Annotated in this window: 13 protein-coding genes; 10 read left to right on the top strand and 3 right to left on the bottom strand. The window is 70.7% G+C overall.

What is annotated here, in order from left to right; all coding sequences use genetic code 11:
• Positions 1-40 precede the first annotated feature (40 nt).
• Complete coding sequence (locus SACCYDRAFT_RS27250; RefSeq protein ID WP_005454515.1) at positions 41-475, top strand: hypothetical protein; 435 nt, start codon at positions 41-43, stop codon at positions 473-475.
• A 33-nt stretch (positions 476-508) separates the two neighbouring features.
• Positions 509-1,042, top strand: coding sequence for an SMI1/KNR4 family protein (locus tag SACCYDRAFT_RS27245; RefSeq protein ID WP_005454514.1), 534 nt, complete (start codon positions 509-511; stop codon positions 1,040-1,042).
• A 16-nt stretch (positions 1,043-1,058) separates the two neighbouring features.
• On the opposite strand, the gene SACCYDRAFT_RS05995 is transcribed toward SACCYDRAFT_RS27245, so the two are convergent.
• Positions 1,059-1,439: a hypothetical protein gene (locus tag SACCYDRAFT_RS05995; protein WP_005454513.1), complete on the bottom strand. Its 381-nt coding sequence runs from the start codon at positions 1,437-1,439 to the stop codon at positions 1,059-1,061.
• 220 nt (positions 1,440-1,659) lie between these two features.
• Between SACCYDRAFT_RS05995 and lpdA the strand changes: the two genes are divergently transcribed.
• From lpdA to lipB, 5 genes are all read left to right on the top strand, one after another.
• Positions 1,660-3,033, top strand: coding sequence for a dihydrolipoyl dehydrogenase (gene lpdA / locus SACCYDRAFT_RS05990; RefSeq protein WP_005454512.1), 1,374 nt, complete (start codon positions 1,660-1,662; stop codon positions 3,031-3,033).
• An 89-nt stretch (positions 3,034-3,122) separates the two neighbouring features.
• Positions 3,123-4,946: a 2-oxoglutarate dehydrogenase, E2 component, dihydrolipoamide succinyltransferase gene (gene sucB, locus SACCYDRAFT_RS05985; protein WP_005454511.1), complete on the top strand. Its 1,824-nt coding sequence runs from the start codon at positions 3,123-3,125 to the stop codon at positions 4,944-4,946.
• A 79-nt stretch (positions 4,947-5,025) separates the two neighbouring features.
• Positions 5,026-5,907 (top strand): TIGR01777 family oxidoreductase, encoded by an 882-nt coding sequence (locus SACCYDRAFT_RS05980; RefSeq protein WP_005454510.1) that lies wholly within the window; start codon positions 5,026-5,028, stop codon positions 5,905-5,907.
• Positions 5,907-6,602: a phosphatase PAP2 family protein gene (locus tag SACCYDRAFT_RS05975; protein WP_005454507.1), complete on the top strand. Its 696-nt coding sequence runs from the start codon at positions 5,907-5,909 to the stop codon at positions 6,600-6,602. The genes SACCYDRAFT_RS05980 and SACCYDRAFT_RS05975 overlap by 1 nt, the downstream gene beginning before the upstream one ends.
• A gap of 17 nt (positions 6,603-6,619) precedes the next feature.
• Positions 6,620-7,369 carry a lipoyl(octanoyl) transferase LipB gene (lipB, locus tag SACCYDRAFT_RS05970; RefSeq protein WP_005454504.1) on the top strand — a complete coding sequence of 250 codons (750 nt, stop codon included), beginning with the start codon at positions 6,620-6,622 and terminating at the stop codon, positions 7,367-7,369.
• 51 nt (positions 7,370-7,420) lie between these two features.
• Here lipB and SACCYDRAFT_RS05965 read toward each other — a convergent pair whose 3' ends face one another.
• Positions 7,421-8,356, bottom strand: a complete 936-nt coding sequence (locus tag SACCYDRAFT_RS05965) for an LLM class F420-dependent oxidoreductase (protein WP_005454502.1) — start codon at positions 8,354-8,356, stop codon at positions 7,421-7,423.
• Between the two features lie 19 nt (positions 8,357-8,375).
• On the bottom strand, positions 8,376-8,987 hold the full coding sequence (locus SACCYDRAFT_RS05960; RefSeq protein WP_043537097.1) for a TetR/AcrR family transcriptional regulator: 612 nt from the start codon (positions 8,985-8,987) through the stop codon (positions 8,376-8,378).
• Between the two features lie 207 nt (positions 8,988-9,194).
• On the opposite strand from SACCYDRAFT_RS05960, the gene SACCYDRAFT_RS05955 reads away from it, so the two are divergent.
• From SACCYDRAFT_RS05955 to SACCYDRAFT_RS05945, 3 genes are all read left to right on the top strand, one after another.
• Positions 9,195-9,743: a hypothetical protein gene (locus SACCYDRAFT_RS05955; RefSeq protein WP_005454498.1), complete on the top strand. Its 549-nt coding sequence runs from the start codon at positions 9,195-9,197 to the stop codon at positions 9,741-9,743.
• Positions 9,744-9,854: 111 nt separating this feature from the next.
• On the top strand, positions 9,855-10,862 hold the full coding sequence (lipA, locus tag SACCYDRAFT_RS05950) for a lipoyl synthase (protein ID WP_005454496.1): 1,008 nt from the start codon (positions 9,855-9,857) through the stop codon (positions 10,860-10,862).
• Positions 10,863-11,004: 142 nt separating this feature from the next.
• Positions 11,005-11,658 (top strand): DedA family protein, encoded by a 654-nt coding sequence (locus SACCYDRAFT_RS05945; RefSeq protein ID WP_005454495.1) that lies wholly within the window; start codon positions 11,005-11,007, stop codon positions 11,656-11,658.
• The last annotated feature ends 299 nt before the right edge of the window (positions 11,659-11,957 follow it).

Below are 11,957 nucleotides of genomic sequence, written 5' to 3'. Positions count from 1 at the left end.
GACCGGCTGATCGGAGAGGTTGACCGGCCGCGTGGAACCGATGCCCACCACCCCGCCCGGGGACTTCGTCGAGGCCGCCGTGCGCGTCGTGCTCACGGCGGCCGACGACGCGGTGGACACCGAGATCAGCCGTGCGGCACTGCTGTCGGCGTGCGTCGGCGCCGCCGATGCGAGCGACCGGCTGGTCCGGCAGTGGCGACGCACCACGGGCAGGCCGGTCGCCCGGCTGGCGGCCCACCGAGTGACCGCGCGGGCGTGGGCGATGCTGCTGTCGGTACGCGCCGACGCTCCGGAGTGGGCTGACGGGCTCCTCCCGCTCGACCTCGACGCGGAGGAGGACGCTCACCGCGCTCACCTCGCGCGGCTCGGCAGCCGTCCGGGTGCCGAGGCGACTCTCGCGGAACTGGTCGAACGCGCCTGGGCCCACGCCGAGGCCGGGCATCTCGCCGAGGCCCGCGCCGCGGTCGGTGAGTGAGCGCACATCGCTCGCGACACCTCCGCCCCCGACGTGGCCACGCTCGCCGGATGCCGCCCGCTCGCCCGGTTGCTGGCCGAGGGAGCGCTCACCGTTCCGGAAGGCTGGGCCGAGGGCTACACCGACGCGCTGGTCGCGGCTCTGCACACGCGACACCCGGTCGATGTGGCGGGACCGTCGTGGCCCGAGCTGCTCGCGGAGATCCTGCTGTTGCGGGGCACACCGGACGCCGCGCCACCCCCGGCGTCCGACGACGAGGTGTGCGAGGCGGAACGCAGGCTCGGCGTCGCCCTGCCGGAGAGCTACCGGCGGTTCCTGGCCGCGTGCGACGGGCTGCCCACCGACGTGGTCTTCCCTCGGCTGCTCCGCGTCGCCGAGCTCTCCCCGCCCGCCGCCGAACCGGACGGCCCCACCGGGACCGTGGTGATCTCCGAACCTCCCGTGCTGCGCCTGCGGCCCACGACGGGCGAGGTGCTGGAGGACGACCCCGTGTTCGGGCTCAGCGTCCACCGCGACGTCCGGGCCGTGCTCGAACAGCACCGCCGGCTGCTGGAGGCATCGCTGTGACCCGGTGGAGACCGAGCTACTCGGCGCTGGCGTCGCGTTCCCGCTGCGCCTTCTTCCGCAGCACCCGCTGACGCTCCGTGTACTCACGCATGCGTTTGGGGTACCCCGTCCTGGCGACCTCGTAGACCGGGATCGACCGCTTCCGGCCGAACCGCTGCGCGGCGTCCAGACTGCCGATCCGGCGTCGCGTCCACTCCCCGTCGTGCGCGACCAGCACCACGGTGGTCTCGGTGACGGTCGTGCGCGGCTCGACGTAGGCCTCCACCCCGCGGCGGCTCGCCGCCCATCGGTCGAGGTGGTCGACGTCGCCGGGACTCGCACCGCGCAGGGTGCCCGGCTTGCCCTGCCCTCTCCCGCCCTTTCCCTTGCGCCGACGTAACGCGTCGAACAGGCCCACGGCGACCACACTCCTTCCACCTCGCACCGTGCATTATCCCGATCACGCAAAGCTGCAGGCCGGATCACAACCGCACTAGGTCGCACGCCGTTCGGGCGAAGTGACAAGATGAGGTGTCATGAGCGCCGCCGGCGCCCGTGCGCACGGCCGACCCGACTGCCGTATCGACCTACGACGACGTACGACGACTACGACGACACTGCCTGCCGAGGAGTGAGAAGTGACCGACGCTGAAGCCGACCTGGTGATCCTTGGTGGCGGATCCGGTGGTTACGCCGCGGCGTTCCGCGCGGCCGAACTGGGCCTTTCCGTCACGCTCATCGAGAAGGACAAGCTGGGCGGCACCTGTCTGCATCGAGGCTGCATCCCGACCAAGGCGCTGCTCCACGCGGCCGAGGTCGCCGACTCGGCGCGGGACGGCGAGCAGTTCGGTGTGAAGACCACGTTCGAGGGTGTCGACATCGCCGGTGTCCACAAGTACAAGGACTCGGTGATCACGCGGCTGTACAAGGGGCTGCAGGGCCTGGCGAAGGCCAACAAGGTCAACTACGTGGAGGGCACGGGCACGTTCGTCGGCGGCACCACCGTCGACGTCGAGGGCACGCGCTACACGGGCAAGAACCTGGTGCTGGCCACGGGCTCGTACTCCAAGACGCTGCCCGACCTCGAACTGGGTGGCCGCATCATCACCAGCGACGACGCGCTGACGCTGGACTTCGTGCCGAAGAAGGCCGTCGTGCTCGGCGGCGGCGTGATCGGCGTCGAGTTCGCCAGTGTGTGGGCCTCCTTCGGCACCGAGGTCACCATCGTCGAGGCGCTGCCCCGGCTGGTGCCCGCCGAGGACGAGTTCTCCTCCAAGCAGCTCGAACGGGCCTTCCGTCGCCGGAAGATCGCATTCAAGACCGGCGTGAAGTTCACGGGCGCGAAGCAGGACGCGGGCGGTGTCACCGTGTCGCTGGAGTCCGGTGAGACGCTCGAGGCCGACGTGCTGCTCGTCGCCGTGGGGCGTGGCCCGAACACCGCGGGCCACGGCTACGACGAGGCGGGCCTTCGGATGGACCGTGGCTTCGTGCTCACCGACGAGCGGCTGCGCACCAACCTGCCCGGCGTCTACGCTGTCGGCGACATCGTGCCGGGACTCCAGCTCGCCCACCGTGGTTTCCAGCAGGGCATCTTCGTCGCGGAGGACATCGCGGGCCTCGACCCGAAGCCGATCGACGAGTCCGGCATCCCCCGGGTCACGTACTCGCACCCCGAGGTGGCTTCCGTGGGACTCACCGAGGCACAGGCCAAGGAGAAGTACGGACCGGACATCACCACGTTCACCTACGATCTGGCGGGCAACGGCAAGAGCCAGATCCTCAAGACTTCCGGTGCGGTGAAGCTCATCAAGGCCCCCGACGGCCCTGTCGTCGGTCTGCACTTGGTCGGGGACCGCGTCGGCGAGCTGATCGGCGAGGCTCAGCTCATCTACAACTGGGAGGCTTTCCCGGAGGACGTGGCCCCGCTGATCCACGCCCACCCCACCCAGACCGAAGCTCTCGGCGAAGCGCACCTCGCCCTGGCGGGCAAGCCGCTGCACGTGCACGGCTGACCTGCTGTCCGACCGACAGCAGCAACGGACGGCACAGCCGACGCAGCAACTCGGACCACACCCAGCACACACAAGGGAGTCAGCAAACGATGGCGTACTCCGTCACACTGCCGGAGCTTGGTGAGAGCGTCACGGAGGGCACCGTCACCCGGTGGCTGAAGCAGGAGGGTGACAGGGTCGAGGTCGACGAGCCGTTGCTCGAGATCTCGACCGACAAGGTCGACACCGAGGTGCCCTCGCCGGTCGCGGGCACGCTGAGCAGGATCGTCGCGCGTGAGGACGAGACCGTGGAGGTCGGCGGCGAGCTGGCCGTGATCGACGACGGCTCCGGCGGCGGTGCCGCCGAAACAGCGGCGGCCCCCGAGGCTCAGCCCGAGCAGCAGGCCGCACCGCAGGCGCAGCAGGCCGAAGCCCAGCCGGAGCCGCAGGCCGCTCCGGCGCAGCAGCAGGCCCCGGCTCCCGCCGCGGCTCCGTCCGGAGCGGCGTCCGGCACTCCGGTGACGCTGCCGGAGCTCGGTGAGAGCGTCACGGAAGGCACCGTCACCCGGTGGCTCAAGCAGGTCGGTGACAGGGTCGAGGTCGACGAGCCGTTGCTCGAGATCTCGACCGACAAGGTCGACACCGAGGTGCCCTCGCCGGTCGCGGGCACCGTCCTGGAGATCACCGTGGGCGAGGACGAGACCGTGGAGGTCGGCGCGCAGCTGGCCGTCGTCGGGTCCGCCGACGCCGCCCCGGCGCAGCAGCCCCCCGCCGCGCCCGAGCCGCAGCCCCAGCAGCAGGCTCCGGCCGCCCCCGAGCCGCAGCCCGAGCCCGAGCCCGCGCCGCAGCAGCCGAGTGCTCCCGCGCCGCAGCCACAGGCTCAGCAGCCGCAGGCTCCCGCTCCGGCACCTCAGGAGGCCGAGCCCGCCAAGCCCGCCGCTGCCGCCCCGGCCGAACGCGACGGTGCGGGCACGCCGTACGTCACCCCGCTGGTGCGCAAGCTCGCCGCCGAGCACGGCATCGACCTGAGCACCCTCAAGGGCAGCGGCGTCGGCGGTCGGATCCGCAAGCAGGACGTGCTGGCCGCGGCCGAGGCCAAGCAGAAGGAGGTGGCGGCTCCCACCGCGCAGCAGCCCGCTCCGGCGGCTCCGTCCGCCCAGCCGGCCCGCCCCAGCGCCCCGGCGCCGGTGTCGGACGCGGAGAAGGCCGCGCTGCGCGGCACGGTGCAGAAGGCCAACCGCATCCGCCAGATCACCGCGGTCAAGACCAAGGAGTCGCTGCAGGTCTCGGCCCAGCTCACGCAGGTGCACGAGGTGGACGTCACCAAGGTCGCGCAGCTGCGGCAGCGCGCGAAGGGGGCGTTCCGCGAGCGCGAGGGTGTGAACCTGACGTTCCTGCCGTTCTTCGCCAAGGCCACGGTCGAGGCGCTGAAGCAGCACCCGAACGTCAACGCCTCCTACAACGAGGAGACGAAGGAGATCACCTACCACGGTGCGATCAACCTCGGTATGGCCGTGGACACCGACCGCGGTCTGCTGTCGGTCGTGATCCACGACGCGGGTGAGCTGAGCCTGGCAGGCCTGGCCCACCGGATCGCCGACCTGGCGGCGCGGGCGCGCAGCAACAAGGTGACTCCGGACGAGCTCACCGGCGGCACGTTCACGATCACCAACCTCGGCAGCAACGGCGCGCTGTTCGACACTCCGATCATCGTGCAGCCGCAGTCCGGCATCCTGGGCGTGGGCGCGGTCGTGCGGCGGCCGGTCGTGGCCACCGACGCCGACGGCAACGACACCATCGCGGTCCGCTCGATGGTCTACCTCCCGCTGACCTACGACCACCGCCTCATCGACGGTGCCGACGCGGGACGGTTCCTCACGACGATCAAGCAGCGTCTCGAGGAAGGCAACTTCGAGGACGAGCTGGGTCTCTGACTCCAGCGAAGTCACGTACCCGGGGGCGTCCGCCGACACGGTGGACGCCCCCGTGGCGTCCGCGGCATAAGGTGTGCTCATGCGGGTTCTCGTGGCCGGTTCCAGCGGGCTGATCGGTTCCGCCCTTCGTTCCCGGTTGCGGGAGCAGGGGCACGACGTCGTGCGGCTGGTCCGGCGCGCCCCGTCGGCCGCGGACGAACGCCGATGGGACCCGCCGTCCGGGTGGATCGACGAGGGTGCGTTCGACGGTGTCGACGCCGTCGTGAACCTGTGCGGCGCCCCGCTGGCGTCAGGCCGGTGGAGCGCGGCACGCAAGCAGGTGCTGCGCGACTCGCGTCTCGAACCCACCGAGGTGCTGGCGGAGGCTGTCGCCGAACACCGCGTTCCGGTGCTGGTCAACGCCTCGGGCATCAGCTACTACGGCGACACGGGCAGCAGCGAGGTGGACGAGTCGGCGCCCGTCGGTGAGGGTTTCCTGGCGCGGCTGTGCGCGGAGTGGGAGGCGGCCTGCGCACCGGCGGCGAACGCGGGCAGCCGGGTCGTGTTGCTGCGCACCGCCCCGGTGCTCACGTGGCGGGGCGGCATGTTGCGACTGGCACGCCCCGCGTTCCTCCTCGGGCTCGGAGCCGCGCTCGGCGACGGACGCCAGTACCTGCCCTGGATCAGCCTGCCCGACGTCGTCGGGGTGATCGTGTTCTGCCTCGGCAACTCCGGGGTGTCCGGTCCCGTGAACGTCACCGTCCCCCACCCGGTGACCAACGCCGAGTTCACGCGGGCCGTGGGACGGGCCGTGCATCGCCCGACGCCGTGGCGGGTGCCCGGCCTGCCGTTGCGGGTGTTGTTCGGCGAGGCCGCCGACGAGATGCTGCTGGCGGGTCCACGCGCGGTGCCCGGTGTGCTCACCCGGTGCGGTTTCTCCTACACGTTCACCGACATCGGTCGTGCGCTGTCCTCCGAGTGATGACGCGCTCGGCTGTCATACGGACGACGCGGTCCGGGAAGTACGGTGTGGTGCGAATCCAGTACCTCATCGGGGCGCTGCTCCTCACGGCTTTCATCGCCCTCGGGGTCGTGGTCCGCGAGGCTCCGGTGTCGCTGGACCGGGTGCTGCGCGACGCCGTGGGCACCCGCTGGCAGGGCGATCTCGGCACGGCCGCGAACGTGTTCAGCGCCGTTCTCGGTCCACCTCTGCCGATCCTGCTCGGCGTGGGTCTGATCGTGGCCACGTTCAGGTTGCGGCGGCTCGGTGATCCACGGGCATGGGTGACGCTGCGGGTACTGGTTCTGCTCGGTGCCTGCCGCCTCACGAGCCTGGTGGCCAAACCCGTCTTCGACCGTGATCGCCCTCGGGACTACAGCGACTTCAGCTACCCGAGCGGCCACGTGGCGTCGGTGGCGAGCACGGGCTTCGCCGCGGTGGTGCTGTGCCTGTGGCTCGCTCCGAGGCTGCTGCCGACCGTTCGCGCGATCGCGGTGGTGGCGACGCTGCTGGCCTGCACGGCACGGATCGCCCTGGGAGTCCACTGGATCACCGACACGCTCGGCTCGGTCCTCGCCGTCGTCGGAGTCGGCCTGCTCGTCGCACCGGCGCTGAGCCTGTTGCCCGCTCCGGGCCGTGACGCGAGAACGGAGGAAGGCCGGGCAGGACGGTCCTGAGGGGTAGCCTCGACGCCGTGAGCCAGAAAGCGACCCGTTCGTGCCGCGCGTCCACCGACCCCGTTGACGTCCGCGACATCGGCACCATCGACTACCTCGAAGCCTGGGACCTTCAGCGCGAACTCGCCACCGCCCGCGCGGACGGCGAGAGCCCCGACACGATGCTGTTGCTCGAACACCCGTCGGTCTACACCGCGGGCAAGCGCACGCAGCCCGAGGACCGGCCCACCGACGGCACTCCCGTGATCGACGTCGACCGCGGTGGCCGCATCACGTGGCACGGGCCGGGTCAGCTCGTCGGGTACCCGATCGTCAAGCTCTGCGACCCCATCGACGTCGTCGACTACGTGCGGCGCGTCGAACAGGCCCTGATCTCCGTGTGCGACTCGTTCGGCCTGTACACCGGCCGGGTCGACGGGCGCAGCGGCGTGTGGGTGCCCGCCGACGACTCCCGCCCCGAGCGCAAGATCGCCGCCATCGGTATCCGCGTGCAGCGGGGCGTCACCATGCACGGTTTCGAACTCAACTGCGACCCGGACCTCACGGCGTTCGACCGCATCGTGCCGTGCGGTATCCGGGACGCGGGCACCACGTCGCTGTCGGCGGAGCTGGGCCGCGTCGTGACCGTCGAGGAGGCGCTGCCGCTCGCGCGCGACGCCGTTCTCGCGGCCCTGGAGGGCGACCTACCGGTGACCGACGACCGTTGGCTGCCCCGACCGCAGCAGCCGGAGGCCGCCGGAGTCACCTTCGCCCTGCAGCAGTCCTGAACCATCCCGGCCCGGTGTTCCCGCGAGGCGGGGCCACCGGGCCGTCGGAGTTCAGGCGACCTGCGGCATGATCTCCGACGCGATCAGGTCGAGATGGTCGAGGTCGGACAGGTCGAGCACCTGCAGGTACAGGCGGGAGATGCCGGTGCTCTCACGCCACCGGCCGATCGTGTCGACGGCCTCGGACACGCTGCCCGCGACACCGTTGGTCCTGAGCTCGTCGACCTCGCGGCCGATGGCGTCGGCCCTGCGGGCCACCTCGGCGTCGTCCCTGCCGACCGCCACCACGAGCGCCGCGGACCGGATGATCTCGCCGCGCCCACGGCCCGCCGCCTCCGCGGCGGTGTCGACGCGCTCGTACTGCGCACGGGCCGTCTCGATGTCGTTGAACGGCACGTTGAACTCGTCGGCATAGCGCGCCGCGAGTTCGGGGGTCCGCTTCTTGCCCGTGCCGCCGAGGATGACGGGAGGATGCGGACGCTGCGCGGGCTTGGGCAGGCCGGGCGCGTCCTTGAGCGTGTAGTGCCGCCCCTCGAAGGAGAACGTCTGACCCTCGGCCGTGTCCCACAGGCCGGTGATGATCTCCAACTGCTCGCTGTAGCGGTCGAACAGCTCACGTGGCTGTGGCAGGTCGATGCCGTAGGCGGTGTGTTCGTCGGCGTACCACCCCGAGCCGAGTCCGAACTCGATACGACCGCCGGACATCTGGTCGACCTGGGCGACCGAGATGGCCAGCACGGACGGGTGCCGGAACGTCGCCGCCGTCACCAGCGTGCCCAGCCGGATGCGTGAGGTCTCCCTCGCCAGGCCTGCGAGGGTGACCCAGGCGTCGGTCGGTCCGGGAAGGCCGCTGGCCGAGCCCATCTTGAGGTAGTGGTCCGAGCGGAAGAACGCGCCGAATCCGGCGTCCTCGCTGGCCTTGGCCACGCGCAGGAGGTCGTCGTAGGAGGCGCCTTGCTGTGGTTCCGTGAAGATCCTGAGTTCCACGCGTTCGAGCGTAACGGTGTCAGGGGCGGGGTGAGCCGGCCCTCACCTGTTGGAGCAGCGCGACGACGACCTGCTCCACCTCGGCCCCGACCCGCTCGGGTTCGGTTGAGCTCGCGATCTCGGTGGCGGCGCTGGACAGCGCGCCGAACAGCAGCCGGGAAGTGATGTCCACGGGCACGCTCACCACGTCGCCCGCGTCGATGAGGTCCTGGAGGGCGGCTTTGATCAGGCCGAGGCTGTAGCGGTCCTCGGCCTCGCGCCACCGCTTCCAGCCCATCACCACCGGAGCCTCGTGCAACGCGAGGCGCTGATAGGACGGGTCGAGGCAGCTCGAGATGAACTCCCGCAGCCCGGTGAGTGCGCGTTCCCACGGCGGCTGGTCCGAACGCAGGATCTTCTCCAGCCGTCCCTTGACGTCGGTCTCCACCGCGTCGAAGGCCGCCTCGAAGATCGCTTGCTTGCCGTTGAAGTGGTGGTAGAGCGCGCCCTTCGTCACGCGGGCTCGCCTGGCGATCTCGTCGAGCGACGTCCCGGCGTAGCCGCGCTCGGTGAACAGCGCGACCGCACTGTCGACCAGCGCACCGCGTGTGGACTCGGCGTAGTCGTCCCTCCGTGACCTGGGCGATGCCAGCGGCCTCCCTGGCCTCCCTGGCCTCCCTGACGTCCCTGGCCTTCCCGGCCTCCCTGACCTCACTGTCGCCACCCTCACGACCTTACGCGCCCGGTTCGGTCACATACCGATGGTATGGTGATCACGTCGGACATACCGAGGGTATGAAGCAGACCTCCGGTATGACCGGTGACACGCAGACCCGGCCGTAAGGGGGCATCGAGGCCGATGAGCTGGAGCGACTTCCACCACCGCCGCGACATCATGGACAGGGCGCTGGCCGAGGCCACGCGCGACGAAGGGGCCCGGATACCGTTCGACCGGATCGACGGGGCCCGGGAGGTCTTCGGCACGGAGGAGGAACTGCTGCTCGCACTGCACCACCGCTGGTTGCAGATCCTCACCGGACACCTGCGCGCCGAGGTGGCGGGGCCCGAGGACGCGGAAGCCGTGCCCGGCGGTGAGAGTGACGAGCACTCCGACCACGTCGACGCCGTGTCGCGGGCGTGGCGCAGGGCCGTCGGACGCCACCCGGCACTGCACGCGGTGTTGAACGCGAACGTCGAGCGCTTCCCCGCCGTGCGCCGAGCACACGAGGCGGAGCTGCGTCTCCTGGCGGTGACGTCGGGGCTCGCCGGACCACACGAACCGGAGGACGAGGTGACCGACGTCGGTGCCGCACTCGTGGCGCTCCTGCGGCACCGTCAGGCCACGACCGCGACACGCGGCGTGAACACGGTCGGCCGGTGGCTGCGCCGTCTCGCCCCATCGGCCTGAACGGCCCGCGCACCGGTACCCGCCCACGGGATGAGGATCGCTCCGGTTGAGTGGGTCACCCCGGGTCCCGCACGGTCGAGTTCCGCACCACCCGGGGCGTAGGCTGGGCCCGTGACTGTGGTGCCGGAGGGTCGGAAGCTGCTGCGGCTTGAGGTCCGCAACAGCCAGACACCGATCGAGAAGAAGCCGTCGTGGATCAAGACCCGCGCACGTATGGGCCCCGAGTACACCGACCTCAAGGGGCTGGTCCGGCGCGAGGGCCTGCACACCGTGTGCGAGGAGGCCGGGTGTCCCAACATCTACGAGTGCTGGGAGGACCGCGAGGCCACCTTCCTCATCGGAGGCGACCAGTGCACACGGCGTTGTGACTTCTGCCAGATCGACACCGGCAAGCCCGCCGAACTCGACCGCGACGAGCCGCGCCGGGTCGCCGAGAGCGTCCAGGCCATGGGCCTGCGCTACTCGACCGTGACCGGAGTCGCCCGCGACGACCTGCCCGACGGCGGCGCCTGGTTGTACGCCGAGACGGTCCGGCAGATCCATGCGTTGAACCCGGGTACGGGCGTCGAGCTGCTCATCCCCGACTTCAACGCCGACGACGACCAGCTCGCCGAGGTGTTCTCCTCGGCTCCGGAGGTGCTGGCCCACAACGTCGAGACGGTGCCCCGCATCTTCCGCCGCATCAGGCCCGGCTTCCGCTACGAGCGGTCGCTCGAGGTGATCCGCCGTGCCCGTGAGGCCGGACTGGTCACCAAGTCGAACCTCATCCTCGGCATGGGCGAGACCCCGGAGGAGGTCGAACCCGCGATGCGCGACCTCGTGGAGGCCGGTTGCGAGATCCTCACCATCACGCAGTACCTGCGTCCGTCGGTCCGGCACCATCCGGTCGACCGCTGGGTGAAGCCCGAGGAGTTCGTGGAGCACACGAAGGCGGCGGAGGCCCTCGGCTTCGCCGGGGTCATGGCGGGTCCGCTGGTGCGGTCGTCGTACCGCGCGGGCAAGCTGTTCGCCCAGACCAAGGCCCACCGGGGCGAGCCGCTGCCGGAGAACCTCCAGCACCTCGCCGGGGCCGCCCCCGCGGCGCAGGAGGCCAGCAGCGTCCTCGCTCGCATGGGCTGACACCGATCGGGAACCGTGGAAGGAAATCAGGGAAATCCCCTGGGGTCGGTGAACCAGGCGGCCGCTACTGTCGTCGTAACCGACGAGGCCCGTTCACTCGATCCGGTGACGGCGACAGACAGCGACATTCAGGGGGATACCCGTGGTAACTGATGTGCTCAACTGGCTGCAGAGCCTGCCGCAGCCGGCACTCGTCGGTGCGACAGGACTGTTGGTCCTGCTTGAGTGCACCATCGGACTGGGCTTCATCGCGCCGGGTGAATCCGGTCTGCTCATCGCGGCCACCACGGCCAACACCGCGCCCCGGTTCATCGTCCTCGTCCTGGTCGTCACGGCCTGTGCCGGTATCGGTGACTCGATCGGTTACGCCATCGGGCGCCGCTACGGGCCGCGCCTGCGGGAGACGAAGCTGATCCAGCGCTACGGCACCGACGCGTGGGACAAGGCCACCGGCATCCTGCAGCGCCGGGGCGCGTGGGCGGTGTTCTTCGCCCGCTTCCTGCCGGTGGTGCGCACACTCACCCCCGCCGCCGCGGGAACCTCGGGACTGCCGTACCGCAAGTTCCTGCCCGCCGTCCTCTCCGGCGCTCTCTGCTGGTCGACGCTGCACGTCAGCCTGGGTGCGGCGCTGGGAGAGGCCGCTCGCCGCGTCGAGGGCATCCTCAGCACCGGCGGCATGATCGTGGTGGGTGTGCTCGCCGCGGTCGGTCTGTTCTTCCTCATCCGCTACAAGAAGAAGAAGGCCGCCGCCGCACTCACCTCCGTGGCCCAGCGGCCCGCGGACGATCGCGGCTGAAACCGGATCCCGACGCCGAGCCAGGCACGGCGAACGGTGCTGGTGCCCGCTGGTGTCCACGGAAGCGGGGAACCACTCGCCGTGACGAGCGCACGAGAGGTCCGTTGACGTGTTCGACGCGCGTTCGGGCGGGCCCCGTCCCCTTCCAGCCGGGACCCGCCCGAACCTGAGACCTTCGATGCCGTCCCGATCGATCCCCCGCGGTCGCCGATCCGGCCGTGAGAGCAGACATCTCGCCGAAGGCTGGCACAAGAATCACCGATACGATGACTCTACGCCAGTCGAGTTGACCGGAGCAG

The sequence above is a fragment of the Saccharomonospora cyanea NA-134 genome, assembly GCF_000244975.1.
GTDB classification, from domain to species: domain Bacteria; phylum Actinomycetota; class Actinomycetes; order Mycobacteriales; family Pseudonocardiaceae; genus Saccharomonospora; species Saccharomonospora cyanea.
The sequence above is the reverse complement of the archived record's forward strand: the minus strand, read 5'-3'. Positions and strand labels throughout refer to the sequence as shown.